Origin of the sequence: Bacillus sp. FSL R10-2780, assembly GCF_038006125.1 — a bacterium.
In the GTDB taxonomy this organism is placed as follows: Bacteria; Bacillota; Bacilli; order Bacillales; family Bacillaceae_G; genus Bacillus_A; species Bacillus_A cereus_U.
Genome location: NZ_JBBOUQ010000001.1, coordinates 902,264 through 920,157, shown reverse-complemented (window position 1 = coordinate 920,157; position 17,894 = coordinate 902,264). Strand labels below are relative to the sequence as shown.

Here is a 17,894-nt window from a genome sequence, read left to right as displayed (position 1 = left end):
AGTGACTGTTTTACTAACAATTTGTATCATTGCTTGTTTCATTGTTTCATTTCTTGCCTTTATTTACCCCATTATTCCTGGCATCCTTGCCGTATGGGCTGGCTATTTCATTTATCATTTTGGAATAAATGGCGGAGAGTTAACGACATCTTTTTGGATTATTCAAGTCATTTTTACACTCTTCATTTTCGTTGCTGACTTTATTGCAAATGGATACTTCCTAAAAAAATACGGAAGTACAAAATCGGGCGAACGTGTTGGTATGGTTTCTATCATTGTCGGATCGTTCTTCTTCCCACCATTCGGGCTTATTATCATACCGTTCTTATCTGTATTTATTACGGAACTAATGCATAAAAAGGCGCCAAAAGACGCCCTTTTAGTCGGAATTGCAACTGTAGTCGGTTTTTTAAGTAGTACAGTAGCCAAAGCCATTCTCCAAATCATTATGATTATCATCTTTGTATGCTATATCATTTTTTAGCCATCCCTATTTTGGGATGGTTTTTTAATATGAAATACCTACTCGGCTTTTCTCGTATAAGCTTTTATTACGTAATCTCCATGTAAAATGAGCTGTATCACCAACTGTAATTTTGGATCCATCTGCTGGCAATATATCTTTTTCAGTTCGATATACCCCAGTTACATCACCGTCTATTAAATGAGTCGGACAAACAACAGTCCAACATAAATTACTGTTATGTAGCGCTTTATAAGCAGCTAAGTGGTCTTTCGCAGCTGTTGTTGTTTTTCTTTTCGATTCCTTTGATTGGAAACGATATATATTGGGGTTTGTTCGCGCTTGTAAAATACCAGCAGTTCCTATTGTAACAATTTTCTTTATGCCCTCTTCTTCCATTTGTTTTATAATAATCGGTACACTCTTCTCTAACGTTCCATTTCGATCAGTTCCAAGAGCACTAATTACAATATCACATCCTTTAATCGCTTCCTTTATATCGTCTCCGTTTAATACATTTCCCTTAATAACATGCAACCTTTCATGCTCTATTTCTACTTTACTCAAATCACGAACTAATACCGTCACTTCATATGAATCATGTAATGCCAATTTCATAATGTGTGACCCTACTCTACCTGTCGCTCCTAATATACATACTTTCATTTACTTTCTCCTTTTCAATTCTTTCTCTCTATTTTTCCGCAAAACTTACAAATACGCAACAAAAAAGCTCCCTCATATATGTGAGGAAGCTCTATTATCCATTTATTTCTTTTCTTTCGAATCTGAAGACTTATCTGTTCCGCTTGTTTCTTTATCTTTCTTTTCATCTTGCTTTGTTGTTGTGTCATCCTCTTTCTTTTTATCCTCATCTTTACTACAACCTACCATTAATAAAGAACTTGCAAGTGCCATAGCAGTTAATGACTTAACCCATTTGTTCATTTGCGTTTCCTCCCTTTGATAGAATATGTACAATCCCATATTACTCTTTATTTTTAAAGGAAAGATTTAAAAATAGTAAAGATACAGTAAACTTTTGTAAATTTTCGGATAACATAACCAATCTTTAATCCCCCCTCTAATTAGACATAAAAAAACTAAGGCGCCTTTCATTCCACCTTAGCTTTTCACGCGAATTTTTCATTTTCATATACATGTTTAATCTTATATTCCTTCTTCACAACATATTGCCAAACATTATATGCGTAACGATTCATTTTCACAAAACAATTTTCCAGAAAAGAACGAAACTCCGGGTTCGCAACTTCTACTGCCACTTGAGCAAACTTTAATGCCAATCGTTTCAAATGTGTAATATAACAAATAGCAATCCCCATATCCCCTGTATATTCATTATCTGTTTCCCTATCCATTTCTGTAAATTCCGGCCACATTTGTTTACAAGTTATATGCTGTACATTTTCTCCTTCTTGAAAATTCACTTGTTCATTATATGCTTGTAACATATACGGCAAATGATGCTGTAAAATATCCTTTAATTCTTCATCTCGAACCTTGCCCGTGTACTCTCCAACTTTATATATAAGTGTGTAACTATATGTCATCAATTCTTTCATACAATCCATTAAAGCTCCTCCCTTCCTATTTTTCATCTATATACTATAAATATGATGCGATACCATTCGCTATTCTTGCTAGAAACCAATCCCAGCTACTAATTTTCTCAAAATCTTCTTCAGAAAATCGTTTTGATTTATGAAAGTCTTCTTTTAATCGACTCCATACGTCAGCAACGACTTTCTTGTCATATATGAAACAGTTAGATTCGTTATTTAAATAAAAGCTTCTATTATCAAAATTCGCTGTACCGATATCAACGATGTCCTCATCAATGATTGTTACTTTCCCATGAAAAAATCCATTTCGATATTGATAAATCTCCGCTCCAGCATCTAACATGTCTTTCAAATAAGGATAGGCAGCCTGTTTTAACAATACGGCATCACTTTTAAATGGAACGAGTATTTTCACATGAACACCACGATTTAATGCATCTTTCAGTCCTTTTACCATCTCTTTACTCGGTACAAAATATGGTGTAGCGATAATTAAGGAATGTTTTGCCTTCTTTAAAAGCGCTCCGTACTCCTGCCATAAACCTTTCCCATTCGAAAATACATATTGATATTTTATATTTCCTTGTACAGGTAACTCTTGACGTATAGGGACCTTTTCTCCCGTATCTTCCTGCCAATCTTCCGCAAATTTCCGTTCCATATCAGTAGCTCCATTTCCTTCGATGCGTACATGATAATCACGCCACGGACCAAATTTAGGATCCTGCCCAAGATATTCCTTTCCGATATTGAAGCCACCAATGTACGAAACTTTCCCATCTATAGTAACAATGCGTCTATGATTACGTTGATGCAAAGAATAAAATAAGTTTTTTAATTTAAGTTTTTTACTAAATGTAAACTTCACGCCTTTTTCTTTTAATTGATTAATTATCTTTTTCTTAAGCTTATATCCGCCAATGCGGTCTACTGACAATTTTACATCTACTCCGCTAGATGCTTTTTTCTCTAATAATTGTAAGAATTCTTTACTTACCTCATCTTTACCTACAATATAAAAATGAATATACACATTCTTTTCTGCACGATTTATATTCTCAAATAAACTTCTATATAACTCATCACCGTTCGTATATAATTGAAAATCCCCTGATCGAATTTTTTCTAATTCATATCCACTAGCCATTTTCTTCCCCATTTCCACATCAACGTTCATCCATATGAATACACCTATAAAACAAATTATTACAATTAAAAAGTGCTTCATGGATACGTTCCTTTCTCTAACTACTGTTATTCCTATATCTTTCCTTTTTTTAAACATTATCATACAAAAAAATATGTCATTGCATGATATACGTCCATATCAAACAAGAGCTCATCTGCATATTGTATGTTGTATCTTAAAATAAAAGGAGGAAATAACAATGGGCTTCGCACATGGTAATGGATTTGCGCTACTAGTCGTATTATTTATCCTCTTAATTATCGTCGGTGCTGCTTGCTTCTGCTAAGCAGTTATTGTAATACGATATGGGGATGAAAAAACTATAAAAGCGGACACCTATTTTTAGGTGTCCGCTTTTCATTTCATAAAATCCCCTAGCCCATTACAAAAATAGTACCACTAGGAAAGTATTTTACATCAAAAAGTTAGCAGTGTAGCTACCTTCTTACTCTCCGCCTTACGAATATGACGCTGTTCTGCACGTAACACAGCAATTCGATGCAATTCTTTCTCCTCTTCTGTCTCAGGGATAACACGAGGTACAGGGACTGGATTATTCTCCTTGCTAAGCGCAACAAAAGTAACGAATGAAGTTGCTGCTACACGTTTTTCACCTGAAATTAAATCTTCTGCTACTACTTTCACAAATATCTCCATAGAAGTTCTTCCCGTCCAAATTACGAAAGATTCATAACTAACACAATCTGAAGAACGTACTGGGTATAAGAAATCTACCCAATCCATAGACGCTGTGACACATTCCATTCTCGAGTGTCTCGTTGCTGAAATTGAAGCAACCATATCCATCTCCGCCAATATCTTTCCACCAAATAGCGTGTTATGATCATTTAAATCCGTTGGAAATACTCGACTTGTTTTAAAAACTCTTGATTCATTAGCTGTTTTACCCTTTACTTCAGTCATTGTTATCACCCCTTTAATTATATATCTCTAATATCCAAACATTTACTACATCTCATGAACTACACGTTTAATATTAACAATTTTTAGAACTTTTAGTCCACAAAAAAAGAACCGATTTTATCAATCGGCTCCTCTAAATACATATTGTTCTTTCGGCTGTTCAACTTTATTCCATTTCGTTACTTCTAACACTGGAATATTTGCATGGAATGGCTGATAAAATTCAGTTGAAATTTCTCCTTCCACCTGAATCCAATCATCATTTTTCCACTCTACACCTTCTGGTTTTTTAACTAACATACCATATACACCCGAATCCGCAACACAATGTATAATACCGAAACGGAATAAGAAATATTGTTCCTTTTTAGAAGAATCATCTCGGAAAACAAATCCTTTATAAGACAGGGTTTTACCAGTAAATTCACCAGGATAATTATAAATTGTCTCCATACCCTTTAAGAAATCTTCATCTTTTAAAGTGATATTGTCTTTCGTAACAAACTCTTTCTTCCCTTTTTCCATTACACCACGATATCCTTCTTTCCCGTAATAAATACTCGTATCCGGTCTTAAGAATTGTCTTGTCATAAATGGATCTTTACTTTCCGCTTGTGCAACAGGAAAGTGAAACCCCTTCGCCTTAACAATGTCCGAATCTAATGTTGCAATTGGGAAAAATAATCCTGAAATAATCGGAAAACAGAACAGAGTATAAGAAAACGTTCGTTTCCACCATGTATTTTCATCTTTCGAATGATCATGCCCACAATGGCTATGATCACAACTGCAATCATGTTTCTCTTTTTCCTTTTGATGCTCTTTCTGGAAAACGATAATAATTTGTATAATCGTTAAGAAGCCTAAAATAATAGCTGCAGTTTTTGATAAATAGGCATACTTCATATTTATATACTTCGTAATGTTACCGGAAATATGAAGCTGTCCAATTAAAATTGTGAACCCTAGTAATATATATGCTCGAAACATAACCTACCACCCCATCGCATAAATGAGTAGTGAGCTTGCATAAACAACAAGTGTAACTGTAACCGTCACAACAATTACAAATTTTGTTTTAAATGTCGCAAGCATCATAAACATATTTTTAATATCCACCATCGGTCCATATACGAGGAACGCGACTAGTGACGCTGTTGAAAATGTACTTTGGAATGAAGAAGCAATAAATGCATCTGCCTCTGAACAAAGTGATAAAATGAAAGCAAGTCCCATCATAACAGCTGATGAAGAAAACGGACCTTGTCCAATTGCAAGCAATGTTGAAGTTTGTACAAATGTTTGAACCGCAGCTGCAATTAACGCACCTAGCACTAAATATTTTCCCATTGAGAAGAATTCCTCAACAGCATGTGTACATACATCCCACATTTTTTTACGTAACGGACGCTTATGATTCACTTCTGGGAAGTGATCATCTCTTAATTGATGTTCTTTAAACATAAATGATAATATAATTCCAACGATAATTGCTACGATAATCGCTACTATAGAACGATACCATACCATGTGCATACTACTTCCAAAAGCAACATATGTTGCAAATAATACAACTGGATTAATAATCGGTCCAGTTAACATAAATGCAATTCCTGCATAGGGTGGAACCCCTTTTCCGATTAATCGTCTTACAATCGGAACAATTCCACATTCACACCCAGGAAACATCATACCTAAAAAAGTAGCTAATAAAACAGACAGAAATCGGTTTTTAGGCATCCATTTTGCCACCATATCTTCTGTCACAAACATTTGAATGAATCCTGAAATAAATACACCAATTAGCACAAAAGGAAGTGCTTCGATTAATATTGAGATAAAGATTGTATTCATTTGCAGGAATGCTTTCGGTAATTGAAACAATTCCATGATGTATTTCCTCCAACTTTTCATTAACAATATGTAATTTTAACTCCATTTTATTATTTGAACAAGAGTTATATGGAATTCATAACCTTCATACACATTACATTTCACAAGTTATATTCTGTTCCAAAATTGAGATTTTATAGCAAAAAAAGCTGCTCTAGCGCAGTTTTATAACTATGCTAGAGCAGCTTTCTTATCATTAAAAGTAACGTTTCTTCCAAAAAACAAATGCTAAAGTGAAAGATAATGTTACACATATTATAAGTACAATTACAAAACCATATGCTTCCCCTTCAAATGGAACCTTTACATTCATTCCAAAGAAACTAGAAACCATCGTTGGTAATGATAAAATGATTGTAATAGAAGTCAACAGTTTCATAACACTATTTAAATTGTTAGAAATAACCGAACTAAATGTATTCATCATTCCACTTAAGATGTGACTATATATTTCCGCCATTTCAATAGCCTGCTTATTTTCAATTAATACATCTTCTAGTAAATCTTGATCGTCTTCATACATTTTCAAAAATGTACTGTTTCGCATTAATTTTTGAATTACAATTTTATTTGCCTTTAATGATGTTGTAAAATAAACTAAACTTTTTTCAAGGCCGAGCAATGTGAAAATTTCTTTATTTTTCATCGACTTATTTAATTGGTGCTCTAAATCGATTGTTTTTCGATTAATTTGCTTTAAGTACCTTAAATAATAAGTAGAAATTGTATATAAGAGCTGAAGTGCGAAGCGCGTCTTTTTAAACGTATAAAATTCTTTAATACGTTGATTAATAAAGCGTTCAAAAATTGGATTTTCTTCTAAGCAAATAGTAACAAAACAATCTGGCATTACAATCATACCTATTGGAATCGTGTCATAAATTGAATTTCCTTCTTCATCATGGCTGACTGTCGGAATATCCACGATAATTAAAGTATTATTGTCTTCCTTTTCAATACGAGAGCGTTCTTCATCATCCAAAGGATCTTTAATGAAATCTAAGTCTACATTTAAAGTTTGTACTAGATACTGAATTTCTTCTTCTGTTGGATGAAGTACATTAATCCAGCAGCCCTTTTGCATTTCCTCAATCTCTTGTAGTTTTCCGTTTCGGTCTGTTAAATAAATATTTAACATACTATCACCCCGATTCTTTTTACATGTGGGAATCTACCTCACTTAAACAACAGTTTTTGAACCGCTATTTTCAGCATATGAAACAAACGATTAAATTTCAATAGAAAAATTATTTTGAAAACGTTTTTTTAAGAAAAATCTTGTAAACATAGAAAAAGACAGAGTGTTCTCTGCCTTTTAAAAAGCTTATGTTGCCTTTATAACATATTTAGAAAGCATCCACAAGTTAAAGCCGACTGAAATCGTATAGCCAGCGTATGTTGAAATAATAAAACTTACATAATCAAAATAAGGTAGCAATACAATATTTAAAACTATCTTCACAGTTATTCCGATTACTAATCCTAGCACTGTTTTCTGTTGTTGATTAATTCCTTGTAACATGGCAGCGGTTACTGTAAATAGTGAGAATAGTATACAAGCAGGAGCATAATACTGCAAAATAATACTGCCCATCTCTGGATCATTTCCAGCACCAAATAAAAGAGTATACACTGGTTTTGCTAAAACCATCATTCCAATCGCCGCCGGTACGGTAATTCCTACCACTAATAAATTTGTCCTTGTAAGGTGTTTATACAGTAGCTTCTCATTTCCCGCTGTATAAGCTTTCGTCATTTCAGGTACAAGGGACATACTAAAAGCCGTTGCAACAGAAACCGGGATAAGTACAACCATCTGAACAAGACCAATTATCGCATTAATCTTTTCAGCTTCTCCTTGCATATATCCTACTTGTATAAGTAGCTTATTAATTGTAAATGTATCAATTGTCTGATATAACGGAATCGCTAAACCAACCACAACAAACGGTATTGAATATGTAAAGAGCTCCTTATATAACGAGAAAAAAGATTTCGTTGTTTGTGGTATACTTGCCATCTCTTTTTTCTTTAAATGTTTTCTCCTTCTTATATAATACGCACTTAAAACACTTAATCCACCTAGTGCTCCCATAAATGCTCCAAACGTTGAAATACCAACTGCCAACGAAACAGAAGCTTTTATGACATATAAAACGACAAAGCTTCCTATCAAAATAGTTAAGACCCGAAAAAATTGCTCTACAACTACACTGAGCGCAGAAGGTCCCATAGATTGAAAACCTTGAAAGAAACCACGTAACAAGCTCATTACAGGAACGAGTAATAACGCAAAACTTACAATTTGAATATTGTAAGTGACCGCCGTTACACTATTCCCCGACTGATCGTTTCCATCGATTACAAGTTCAGCTAAATGCGGCGCTAACATATATAACGTAAAACACGAGATAACCCCCATTAAAAGCATAAAAACAATACCACTCTTTAATACTCTCTTAACAGTATGATAATCATTGAGTTGATCATATTTTGATACCATTTTCGAAACGGCAAGTGGCAATCCCATCGTTGCAATACTAAGCATAATTGTATAAGGACGGTATGCATACGTATATAATACGTACCCACTCGTACCCACCATTGCTGTAAATGGTATAACATATATGAACCCTAACATTTTAGATATCATCGTTGCCATCGTTAAAAATATCGTTCCACGTAAAAACGGTGATCCTTTCATCACATTCCCCCGCTACGCTTTATTATTACACATTATGGACAACTCCTTTTTTTTAGAACCGAAACAATTAAAAAAAGCCAATGAAAAATCATTGACTTTAATGAGTTGTTTTTCTCTTTTTCAAAAGCTTTAAACCGAAGTATAAAGCAATAAAGAAAACCGCTCCTATAATTATGTAATGTGTGTAATCAGATGCATATTCTTTAATATGTCGCCAATTTCCACCAAGCTTTTCTCCTAAATATATAAAAAGAATTGACCATGGAATAATCGCTACTACTGTATACATTGTAAAGAGTTTTAAAGGCATCTTTGCTAATCCTGCTGGAATAGAAATTGCATGACGTACAACTGGGATAAAACGTGCAGAAAATATCACTCCAGCTCCATAACGCTTAAACCAATTTTCTGCTATGTCTAAATGATGTTTATTAATAAGCAGATATTTTCCGTATTTCTCAACAACAGGACGCCCGCCGTAGTATCCAAGCCAATATAAAAAGATTTGTGCTAAAGTACCACCGATTGTTCCAGCGATAACAGCTCCGACAAAACTAATTTTTCCTTCTGCAACTAAAAATCCTGCATATGAAAGAACAATTTCACTCGGGATAATTTCAATCATTAAACCTAGTGCTACTCCAAAGTATCCTAGACTTGCAAAGAATTGCAATAACTGATCTATTATGTTTGCTAACATCTTCTTTTCTATCTCCTTTTTTCTTCACATATCATCCCATTATCACATAAAGGTTGCAATCTGCCAATATCTTCATTAAAACAATATGTATAGCAACACTAATCTATTAGTTTTTCTTTCTGTGGATCTTTCATGTAGGCAAACATTTCTTTAATTTGCTCTTCAGTATTTCTAGCAATTGATAAATCTGGCAATTCATCCTCACCAAAAAACTCTATTTCTTCTGTTTCAATACTAGTTTTCTTTTCTCCACCTACAATCTCACATCCAATGAAAATCTTATATACATGTGTTGCTGAAGGTGATGGTTGATGTTTTTCTTTATCGAATATAGCTAATAATTTAAAATGAGCTACTTCATATCCTGTCTCTTCTAAAACCTCTTTCGCTGCGACTTCTGTTGGAGTATGACCAATATCGGCCCATCCACCTGGCAATGCCCATTTCCCATCACTTTTTTCTTTCACAAATAATAGTTTTTCATTTTGAAAAATTACTGCTCGTATATCCACTTTTGGTGTTTGATAGCCTGTCTCACTTGCAAATAATTTTTCCACTACTTCCCAATCTGTTTTTGTGTAATGGGACATCATAGAAGTTGAAATATCTCTTAATTGTTGGAAACGCTCTATATCATACACATCCTTGGAATACGTTAACCCTGCCTGGGCTATAGATTGTATTTGCTTTACCCAATCAATCCATTTAATCGTCATCTCTACACAACCCCATTCTCTATTATATTCATACTATTTCACTTTTTATCGATACTTCTTTATTATACAAAAAAGAGATTGATAATGTTTCAATCTCTTCAAAATTAATCCAATTCATGTAAGTGGTCTTGTATATACTTCCTTTTTTTATTTATATATTCACAAATCATATCAGCCTCTTGGTCAAATGTTTCGATTTTTTCTTTCATATATGGATCTTGTATTAAATATGGACGAATCGATTCACACATTTCTTCTACTTTCGGCCTCATAAAAGAAATTGTAAATTTCTCTTCTAATATTTCTTCTAAAATACTTCGATATTGTTTTCGAATTACAGGTATATCTAACAATCTTGCACTTAACGTGTTGTATCCTTGAATACGAATATACTCATGATTAAGTGGTCTCCCTTGTACATCGCGCCCCCAAGTCGCATCATAATCCCACGGTATGACTTCAAATAAATTTGTTTCATCGTTATGATATAGTGCATAATTATGAACAAAACCGTCAAAATTTTGTGTAAAAATAACTCCAGCTAACCACCGTAAATATTTATCTACATTTAGAAACTTCCCAATTTCTTTTTCATAATCTTCCTTCGACAAAGTATTCGCTTGAAATACAAATTCGCTCAGTTGTTCTTCACTATTTTCATTCAAATATTTAAATTCATACCCTGCAAAGAGCTCTGTCTTAACATCTTTATCTCGCTCACTCATTAAAGAAAAGTTCGCATCATCATCGATCGCATAATAAATAGAACCACTCGGTAATCCTCTACTTTTTAAAAAGTTTTCATCAACTGATTCTAACTGTAAATATACCCCTTGAGTTTGACCATTAATTTTTATAAATACATGTTGTGACTTTGGTGAAAGTACACCAATATCATGAAAGAAATCTAGAGATAATTTATTTCGTATGAGAGACGGATCCATAAACTCAGAATTTAAATGAAATTCTTTCGCACCTTGAAATTTTTTCGGTTTATAAAACATAACATGATAAGATTTTTTCTCAAATTCACGAATATGAGCACCACGGTAGACAATATCAATGTCATACTTCTTTTTTCCATAAGTTAATTTTGCTGGCACTGGACTATCTGACCAAATGTCTTTTTTCAATTCCACTAAGTACATTGGATGAACAAAAAAATCATATGAAGGCAGCATGTTTTCTCATCCCTTCTCAGTTCTCTTCATTCAATGTATGCACCACGCCTTGTCCATACATCCGCTATCATCCATTTATATAAAATTACACTCTTGTCCTGTTCAGAAAGAAACCGTATCTCATATCATGTTAAGGAAAAAGAATACCTTTTCAATTTAATACACCATAAGGAGGATTTCTATGAAACGTGATATTAGAAAAGCTGTTGAAGAAATCAAAAGTGCAGGGATGGAGGATTTCTTATATCAAGATCCAAGTAATTTTGAGTGCGATGATGATAAATTCTCTCATCATAAATGTACAATAGGGCGTAAATGTACAACAGGGCGTAAATGTACAACAGGGCGTAAATGTACAATAGGGCGTAAACGTACAACAGGGCGTAAATGTACAACAGGGCGTAAATGTACAACAGGGCGTAAATGTACAAAAGGGCGTAAATGTACAACAGGGCGTAAATGGACAACAGGGCGTAAATGTACAAAAGGGCGTAAATGTACAAAAGGGCGTAAATGTACAACAGGGCGTAAATGTACAAAAGGGCGTAAATGTACAACAGGGCGTAAATGTACAACAGGGCGTAAATGTACAACAGGGCGTAAATGTACAACAGAGCGTAAATGGAATGATTACAAAGATAGCGGACACAAGTCCTCTTCTTGCAAAAATAAAAAATTCGATCACTTCTGGTATAAAAAGCGTAATTGCTAGTTTTTATACCCACCAAAAAAGACCGCATTGCGGCCTTTTTTACGTTTACTGAAAATAGCTTATATCTGCAAATTGTTTTACTTTACCAAGATTTCCATCAAATTCAATCACACTAAGACTCGCGCTGTGCATGAATGGATCATCCCATACATTTGCAATTTCAATACCCGCAAAATGTCCTACAAGTAATTTCGCCGCTGCCGCATGAGAAACAATTAATATATTTTCTCCTTTATGCTTTTCTAATAGAAGCTGTATCCCTTTAATAACTCTTTTATAAACAGACCCAAAATTTTCTCCTGATGTTGACTGAAAAAGATGTGGCTCATTCCAAAATAAATGTACTTCTTCTGGATATTGCTTTTCTATATCCGCGATTGTTTGTCCTTCCCATATACCCATATTAATTTCATAGAAGTGCTCATCCTCTATAATAGGTATATTACGTTCACCTTTTATTAACTCCGCAGTATGAAGGGTCCTTTCACTCGGACTACTATAGATCGCATGAATCGATAAATCTTTCATTCGATCCCCTAATTGTTTCGCTTGTAACATACCATTTTCAGTTAAAGCTGAATTTTTCCGTCCTTGCATTCGTTTCGCTACATTCCATTCCGTTTCACCATGCCTTGTTACATAGACAGTTGTTTTCATTTCTTATTCCCCCTCACCATTTTGGTCGTAATTCCCACGGTTCTACTCTCCCTACAATCCATTCCGCTCGTTTACTTTCAATCCCTTTTATAACCCCATCCGCTATCTCTTCATTGGTAAGCCATCTTCCGTATGTACCTTCTAACATAAAACCTAATATAATTCTGTGATAATTACATTGTGTACCACCTATTTTCGATGCGGTCATACGCGATGCTTTACTGCCCAAAATATGAAATAAACTATATGTTTCAGACGACAAATCTAGTTCTTTACAGATGTTTGATAGCGCATGCTTTGCACTTGAGTGTACCCATGCGACAACTAATGTTATTGGACCATTTTTCTCAATCGTACTTTTAATAGCTAACTTTACATCGTCATCATTATGATAATCTAACGAAAGGCATGTAATATTTTCTGGTGCAGAACTCATTCGCTTAACACTTTCTAATTTCACTTCATCTCGTCCAATAATAGAAACATGGAACCCTTGATTACAAAACCACATGGAAACTTTCTTTAACATCCCTGTTCCACCAATTACAAGTGCATGCAAATACTCGTCCTCCTTAGTAAAATGTCATATGAGGTTTCTCATCCTTATAATAATTTAGACGGTCTTGTAGCGTCCCTGAATGAAACTCAAACTTGTGACCATCAGGATCAACAAAATATATAGACTCACAATCTCTTACATCACGTTCTCTTCCTTGTAAAATATGAACATCATGTTCTTCTAACCGCTGTAGTAAGCTTTCAAAGTCTTCTTGTTCAACAGAAAATGCAATATGTGTATAAGATCGGTGAATTTCATTTCTCGGAATATGCGCCTCTTCATTAAGTGCTATCCATATCCCGCATATATTAAAATATGCAAGTTTTCTCCCTTTAGCCAATAATTTTCCTTCTAGTACTTTTTCGTAAAACATAATAGATTTTTTTAAATCGGAAACTGAAAAGCAAAGATGATTGATTCCCTTTAACAACTATGGCTCCCCCTTATACAAATAAAAGATGAGCGAAAATTCACTCATCTTTTATTATACTATTTTTTTGTAATATATGCCCATTTATAACTGAAGTCTCCACCAAACGTATGGTTAGCAATACCTTTTACATACGGCTTCTCTAAATACGCTGTACTTTGCTGATACACAGGTGAGATTGCAGCGTCTTGACCAATTAGGATTTTTTCAGCTTCCGCAAGTGCTTTCCAGCGTGCTGCATCATCTTTTAATAGTTCCCCTTTTGATTTCGCTACTAAATCATCATACTTCGGATTAGAATAATCCATTTCATTAAATGTGCTTCCAGTAACGAACATATCAATATAAGTCATTGGATCTGGATAATCTGGACTCCATGCAGATAATGAGAATTCATATTCAAATTTCTTTTCTAAATCTAGTTTCTGCTTATATGGTTGTTGTTTCAAATTCACTTTAATACCAGGTAAATTTTTCTCTAACTCTTCTTTAATAAAGTCGCCCACTTTTTTACGGCTACCGTTATCATCATTTAGAAATTCTACTGTAATTGTATCTTGGCCAAGTTCTTTCTTCGCTTCTTCCCATAATTTTTTTGCTTTTGCTGCATTGTCTTTACTGTCACGGAAATTTTTATTTACAGAACGGAAATCTTTTCCATCTGGTCCTGTCGTAAATTTTTCAGGGACTAAGAAATATGCTGGTAATGAGCCATCATTTAAAATAACATTTGCAATTCCTTTTTTATCATATGCCAGATCAATCGCTTCACGTACTTTTTGGTTTTTAAATGTTGCATTTTTTTGGTTAAAGCGCAAGAAATACATACGTGGATCTAACTTCGTTTTAAATTCATCTGGCTTATTCTTTTTATATTTATCAACAAATTCAGAACTTAAAATAACTCGATCTGCTTGATCACTATCATATAAATTTACTCCCGTGCTCGTTTCCTTCACAATACTTACATTAATTTCTTCTAACTTTACAGTATCTTTATCCCAATAATTAGGGTTTTTCTTTAACTGATAACTTTGCTCATGTTTCCATTCACTCATTGTAAATGGTCCATTGTACAATAATTTATCTGCTTCTAATGCGTATTTATCCCCCTGTTCTTTCACATATTTTTCATTTAAAGGGAAAAATGTTGGGAATGAAGTAAGTTCAAGGAAATACGGTGCTGGTTGTTCTAATTCTACTACTAACGTTTTATCATCCTTCGCTTTCACTCCTAATTGATCTAACGGTAATTCTCCTTTATTTACTTTCTGTGCATTTTTCACATCAAATAAAATGAATGCATATTCTGCAGCTGTTGCTTTATCTAATGTACGTTGCCATGCATATACAAAATCTTGCGCTCGAACTGGATCTCCGTTTGACCACTTCGCATCACGTAATTCAAATGTATATGTCTTTTTATCTTCACTAATCTTCACATCTTTTGCCATACCTGGAGTTGGCTTATTATCCTTGTCCAAACGATATAACCCTTCCATTGCATTTACAAAGGCACGGAATGATACAGAGTCTGTTGATTTTGATGTATCCATTGAAGGAATTTCTGCTGTTTCTAGTAAGTTTAATACTTGCTTATCTGCTATTCCCTTACCTGCTTCTTTCTTCGTTGTAGATGCCTTCTCCCCACTTCCGCAACCTGCAACCAATACACTCGTCGATAATGCAACTGCAGCAATCGCTGTTACCTTTCTCTTCATTCTTCCTTCCCCCAATCTATATGTATAAATGAAAGCCAGTATAATATATATTATTATACAAAAGATTCAGATTATTTCAAATATTATTTTTCACAAATAAAAAAGAAGCAGATAGAGAGTTCTTTCCATCCGCTTCTTTTTCTATCATTTTTACTTGCAATCCATCCTCTATTTCAAACGGATTTTGAACCTTGAATATTTCTTCCATCATCTTCAAAAACTCTTCTTCATTTTTAGATTCACCATTAATCGTAAGGGAGTATGGCTCAATTTCACTCAATTTATAATCAACAATAAATTGAATTGTAACTTTTTGTCTTGGCATCCCTGGGCTGTATCCTTGAAATTCTACTAATTCCATACCTTCCGAACCACGATAATATATCCACCCTGAATTTTGAAAATAGCTTTCAAACGATTCACCAATCGAAAAGAACGGATATTCATAAAGCGAACTTGTACGTACTTTTTGTATAATATCTCGATCAGTCGGAAAAAAGAAATGACTGAAAAAAATACTAGCAACTGCTAAAATAGTAACGATTGTCGCTCCCATTTTACTTGTTCCGCCACTATCACGAATGAGATAATTTTCAACCGATTCATCTTTAATTCCCCGTGCTTTTATTCTATATATACGCCTTTCTGCAAATTGATAATATAATCCATTTGCAAAAATCCCCATCCCAAATAGAATAAAAACGAGTAATAAAAACGTGAGAGGCACCATATTAATGATTGGCAATGCTACGTTGAACCCCATATAATAAGAAAATGCATCACATGCTACTAATAACAGTATAAATAAAGCAGCAGGTAAATAATACTTACGATATCCAAGCCAACCTACATTGAAAATAGCAGCCCAACCATTCCAGCTCCACCTAGCAATTCGCTTATTCTCAAGCTCCCATTTTCTTTTGTAATATCGATATTGTCTCCCTACATATACTTCTAATTCTTTATCTATTAGCGAGCTTTCTTCACCTTGTTCATTGTGCAAGTTTCGTTGACAATTTGCACAATTCAACTGATTACTCACGCAAGGTTGCCCACAATTTATACATTCCAAAACAATCCCTCTTTCCTTCCACACTTCATTTCAAAATACCTTCGTGTTTTAACAACCACTCTTTCCTCCATAAACCACCCGCATACCCTACAAGCTTTCCACTCTTTCCTATTATGCGGTGACACGGAACAATAATTGAAATGGGATTACGACTATTTGCTCCTCCTATCGCTCGTACAGCTTTCGTATTTCCAACCTTCTCTGCAATATCTAGATATGAAGCACTTACGCCGTACGGAATAGTATAGAGCGCATCCCATACATTTTTTTGAAATGATGTTCCCTCAGCAGACAGCGGGATTGTAAACTCTTTTCTTTTTCCTTTAAAATATTCATCTAACTCATTTATACATTGTTCTATCATTTCATTTGTATTTTCTTCTTGTCGCTCATCAACAAATATAACAGACGTAATTCCTTCTTGATTCGCTGTAATTTCCAGCAAACCTAGTTCACTTTCATAATAAGCCTGGTACATATGTTATCCTCCCATCCAGTTCATATTAGTCATTGTAACACGAATAGACAAAATTTTTCGTATAGGCGTTTTATTAGTAAAGCAAAAAAGTGAATGATACAATGTAAGAAAATTCGGTTCTGGTGCAAAAAAGATGATAAATAAAAACGAATCAATGATTCCTAACGGAATCACCTGTTAAGCAGTTAATCCAAACAGCTGGTTGATAAAAATATTCTGATTTTTGACAGACTGGTCCTGCAAATCAATTTGTTTTTTTTGACCATATGCATGGCTTCAACACCACTCAATATAGAGGCTGATGTTTTGTATGATTTAAATCCCAACATAGAGCGTATACGTTTTTTAATAAAACGATGATCTTGTTCTACTATGTTATTTAAATATTTTATCCTTCGGATTTTGGTGCCTATTGGTATCCTTTTTTCTTTCTTCAACTATTCGATAGCAATTGGATAAGCAGGGTTCTTATCAACCGTGATGATACGAGGTTTTGAGACATGAAAAGACCGCAAGGCTTTCTTGAAGAATCGCTTTGCAGCCTTATGATTTCTAGATTTACTCAAATAAAAGTCAATCGTATTTCCTTCAGAATCAACAGCACGATATAAATACATCCATTGTCTTTTTACTTTTATATATGTTTCGTCCACTCTCCATGAGTTATTCGTTTGTTTGAGATGACGTCGAATTCGTTTATCAAACTCCGGTCCATATTGATGTACCCATCGCATAATAGTTGTATGAGCCAGGAATAACCCTCGTTCCTCCATCATTTCCACCAAATCACGAAAGCTTAAGTTGTACCGTAGGTACCAACGTACAGTTAACAAGATGATGTCTGGTTGATAATGTTTCCACTTAAATAAATTCTCCTTTTCCATACTGATCACACACCTTTTATAGAGTAGT

General features: G+C 34.2%; 21 protein-coding genes and 1 pseudogene. 3 read left to right on the top strand and 19 right to left on the bottom strand.

Annotated elements, in window-relative coordinates:
- The first annotated feature begins 1 nt into the window (after position 1).
- Positions 2–484, top strand: a complete 483-nt coding sequence (locus NSQ47_RS04850; RefSeq protein WP_000217328.1) for a DUF456 domain-containing protein — start codon at positions 2–4, stop codon at positions 482–484.
- Positions 485–508: 24 nt separating this feature from the next.
- On the opposite strand, the gene NSQ47_RS04845 is transcribed toward NSQ47_RS04850, so the two are convergent.
- From NSQ47_RS04845 to cls, 4 genes are all read right to left on the bottom strand, one after another.
- Positions 509–1,129, bottom strand: a complete 621-nt coding sequence (locus NSQ47_RS04845; protein WP_340823352.1) for an NAD(P)-dependent oxidoreductase — start codon at positions 1,127–1,129, stop codon at positions 509–511.
- A gap of 102 nt (positions 1,130–1,231) precedes the next feature.
- Positions 1,232–1,411, bottom strand: a complete 180-nt coding sequence (locus NSQ47_RS04840; protein WP_002148549.1) for a hypothetical protein — start codon at positions 1,409–1,411, stop codon at positions 1,232–1,234.
- A gap of 185 nt (positions 1,412–1,596) precedes the next feature.
- The gene (locus NSQ47_RS04835) at positions 1,597–2,055 is read right to left on the bottom strand and encodes a spore coat protein (protein WP_002158153.1); all 459 of its coding nucleotides are present in this window, start codon (positions 2,053–2,055) and stop codon (positions 1,597–1,599) included.
- Positions 2,056–2,089: 34 nt separating this feature from the next.
- Positions 2,090–3,274, bottom strand: a complete 1,185-nt coding sequence (gene cls / locus NSQ47_RS04830) for a cardiolipin synthase (RefSeq protein WP_002158154.1) — start codon at positions 3,272–3,274, stop codon at positions 2,090–2,092.
- 160 nt (positions 3,275–3,434) lie between these two features.
- Here cls and NSQ47_RS04825 point away from each other — a divergent pair, with 160 nt between their 5' ends.
- A complete protein-coding gene (locus NSQ47_RS04825; protein WP_000505094.1) occupies positions 3,435–3,521 on the top strand; it encodes a YjcZ family sporulation protein in 87 nt (28 codons plus the stop codon).
- Between the two features lie 131 nt (positions 3,522–3,652).
- Here the strand turns inward: NSQ47_RS04825 and NSQ47_RS04820 are convergent, their stop codons facing one another.
- The 8 genes from NSQ47_RS04820 to cotH form a co-directional block, all read right to left on the bottom strand.
- Positions 3,653–4,159, bottom strand: a complete 507-nt coding sequence (locus NSQ47_RS04820) for an acyl-CoA thioesterase (protein WP_002200764.1) — start codon at positions 4,157–4,159, stop codon at positions 3,653–3,655.
- A gap of 120 nt (positions 4,160–4,279) precedes the next feature.
- Positions 4,280–5,149, bottom strand: coding sequence for a TIGR03943 family putative permease subunit (locus NSQ47_RS04815; protein ID WP_002200765.1), 870 nt, complete (start codon positions 5,147–5,149; stop codon positions 4,280–4,282).
- A gap of 3 nt (positions 5,150–5,152) precedes the next feature.
- On the bottom strand, positions 5,153–6,049 hold the full coding sequence (locus NSQ47_RS04810; protein WP_002118586.1) for a permease: 897 nt from the start codon (positions 6,047–6,049) through the stop codon (positions 5,153–5,155).
- 199 nt (positions 6,050–6,248) lie between these two features.
- Positions 6,249–7,190, bottom strand: a complete 942-nt coding sequence (locus NSQ47_RS04805) for a magnesium transporter CorA family protein (RefSeq protein WP_078181202.1) — start codon at positions 7,188–7,190, stop codon at positions 6,249–6,251.
- A 186-nt stretch (positions 7,191–7,376) separates the two neighbouring features.
- On the bottom strand, positions 7,377–8,756 hold the full coding sequence (locus NSQ47_RS04800) for a putative polysaccharide biosynthesis protein (RefSeq protein ID WP_002158157.1): 1,380 nt from the start codon (positions 8,754–8,756) through the stop codon (positions 7,377–7,379).
- A 97-nt stretch (positions 8,757–8,853) separates the two neighbouring features.
- Positions 8,854–9,456, bottom strand: a complete 603-nt coding sequence (locus NSQ47_RS04795) for a DedA family protein (RefSeq protein WP_215581434.1) — start codon at positions 9,454–9,456, stop codon at positions 8,854–8,856.
- 98 nt (positions 9,457–9,554) lie between these two features.
- Positions 9,555–10,172 carry an NUDIX hydrolase N-terminal domain-containing protein gene (locus tag NSQ47_RS04790; RefSeq protein ID WP_002158159.1) on the bottom strand — a complete coding sequence of 206 codons (618 nt, stop codon included), beginning with the start codon at positions 10,170–10,172 and terminating at the stop codon, positions 9,555–9,557.
- A 104-nt stretch (positions 10,173–10,276) separates the two neighbouring features.
- Positions 10,277–11,353 carry a spore coat protein CotH gene (cotH, locus tag NSQ47_RS04785; RefSeq protein WP_340823340.1) on the bottom strand — a complete coding sequence of 359 codons (1,077 nt, stop codon included), beginning with the start codon at positions 11,351–11,353 and terminating at the stop codon, positions 10,277–10,279.
- Between the two features lie 181 nt (positions 11,354–11,534).
- On the opposite strand from cotH, the gene NSQ47_RS04780 reads away from it, so the two are divergent.
- Complete coding sequence (locus NSQ47_RS04780; protein WP_341036272.1) at positions 11,535–12,065, top strand: CotG/ExsB N-terminal domain-containing protein; 531 nt, start codon at positions 11,535–11,537, stop codon at positions 12,063–12,065.
- A gap of 45 nt (positions 12,066–12,110) precedes the next feature.
- Here NSQ47_RS04780 and NSQ47_RS04775 read toward each other — a convergent pair whose 3' ends face one another.
- The 7 genes and pseudogenes from NSQ47_RS04775 to NSQ47_RS04745 all read right to left on the bottom strand — a co-directional run bounded on the left by NSQ47_RS04775 (position 12,111) and on the right by NSQ47_RS04745 (position 17,866).
- Positions 12,111–12,722, bottom strand: coding sequence for a phosphoserine phosphatase 1 (locus NSQ47_RS04775; RefSeq protein WP_340823336.1), 612 nt, complete (start codon positions 12,720–12,722; stop codon positions 12,111–12,113).
- Positions 12,723–12,735: 13 nt separating this feature from the next.
- A complete protein-coding gene (locus NSQ47_RS04770) occupies positions 12,736–13,281 on the bottom strand; it encodes a short-chain dehydrogenase (protein WP_328008050.1) in 546 nt (181 codons plus the stop codon).
- Positions 13,282–13,294: 13 nt separating this feature from the next.
- On the bottom strand, positions 13,295–13,711 hold the full coding sequence (fosB, locus tag NSQ47_RS04765; protein WP_199661746.1) for a FosBx1 family fosfomycin resistance bacillithiol transferase: 417 nt from the start codon (positions 13,709–13,711) through the stop codon (positions 13,295–13,297).
- A 59-nt stretch (positions 13,712–13,770) separates the two neighbouring features.
- Positions 13,771–15,432: a peptide ABC transporter substrate-binding protein gene (locus NSQ47_RS04760; protein ID WP_215581424.1), complete on the bottom strand. Its 1,662-nt coding sequence runs from the start codon at positions 15,430–15,432 to the stop codon at positions 13,771–13,773.
- Between the two features lie 76 nt (positions 15,433–15,508).
- Positions 15,509–16,504 carry a DUF2628 domain-containing protein gene (locus NSQ47_RS04755; RefSeq protein WP_215581422.1) on the bottom strand — a complete coding sequence of 332 codons (996 nt, stop codon included), beginning with the start codon at positions 16,502–16,504 and terminating at the stop codon, positions 15,509–15,511.
- Positions 16,505–16,529: 25 nt separating this feature from the next.
- A complete protein-coding gene (locus NSQ47_RS04750) occupies positions 16,530–16,982 on the bottom strand; it encodes a methylated-DNA--[protein]-cysteine S-methyltransferase (RefSeq protein ID WP_097905880.1) in 453 nt (150 codons plus the stop codon).
- Positions 16,983–17,159: 177 nt separating this feature from the next.
- Positions 17,160–17,866: pseudogene (locus NSQ47_RS04745) on the bottom strand (IS6 family transposase).
- Positions 17,867–17,894 lie beyond the last annotated feature (28 nt).

Coding starts and splice junctions, on each gene's coding strand:
- NSQ47_RS04845 (WP_340823352.1), bottom strand. CDS start 1,129: ATGAAAGTATGTATATTAGGAGCGACAGGTAGAGTAGGGTCACACATT.
- NSQ47_RS04840 (WP_002148549.1), bottom strand. CDS start 1,411: ATGAACAAATGGGTTAAGTCATTAACTGCTATGGCACTTGCAAGTTCT.
- NSQ47_RS04835 (WP_002158153.1), bottom strand. CDS start 2,055: ATGGATTGTATGAAAGAATTGATGACATATAGTTACACACTTATATAT.
- cls (WP_002158154.1), bottom strand. CDS start 3,274: ATGAAGCACTTTTTAATTGTAATAATTTGTTTTATAGGTGTATTCATA.
- NSQ47_RS04825 (WP_000505094.1), top strand. CDS start 3,435: ATGGGCTTCGCACATGGTAATGGATTTGCGCTACTAGTCGTATTATTT.
- NSQ47_RS04820 (WP_002200764.1), bottom strand. CDS start 4,159: ATGACTGAAGTAAAGGGTAAAACAGCTAATGAATCAAGAGTTTTTAAA.
- NSQ47_RS04815 (WP_002200765.1), bottom strand. CDS start 5,149: ATGTTTCGAGCATATATATTACTAGGGTTCACAATTTTAATTGGACAG.
- NSQ47_RS04810 (WP_002118586.1), bottom strand. CDS start 6,049: ATGGAATTGTTTCAATTACCGAAAGCATTCCTGCAAATGAATACAATC.
- NSQ47_RS04805 (WP_078181202.1), bottom strand. CDS start 7,190: ATGTTAAATATTTATTTAACAGACCGAAACGGAAAACTACAAGAGATT.
- NSQ47_RS04800 (WP_002158157.1), bottom strand. CDS start 8,756: ATGAAAGGATCACCGTTTTTACGTGGAACGATATTTTTAACGATGGCA.
- NSQ47_RS04795 (WP_215581434.1), bottom strand. CDS start 9,456: ATGTTAGCAAACATAATAGATCAGTTATTGCAATTCTTTGCAAGTCTA.
- NSQ47_RS04790 (WP_002158159.1), bottom strand. CDS start 10,172: ATGACGATTAAATGGATTGATTGGGTAAAGCAAATACAATCTATAGCC.
- cotH (WP_340823340.1), bottom strand. CDS start 11,353: ATGCTGCCTTCATATGATTTTTTTGTTCATCCAATGTACTTAGTGGAA.
- NSQ47_RS04780 (WP_341036272.1), top strand. CDS start 11,535: ATGAAACGTGATATTAGAAAAGCTGTTGAAGAAATCAAAAGTGCAGGG.
- NSQ47_RS04775 (WP_340823336.1), bottom strand. CDS start 12,722: ATGAAAACAACTGTCTATGTAACAAGGCATGGTGAAACGGAATGGAAT.
- NSQ47_RS04760 (WP_215581424.1), bottom strand. CDS start 15,432: ATGAAGAGAAAGGTAACAGCGATTGCTGCAGTTGCATTATCGACGAGT.
- NSQ47_RS04750 (WP_097905880.1), bottom strand. CDS start 16,982: ATGTACCAGGCTTATTATGAAAGTGAACTAGGTTTGCTGGAAATTACA.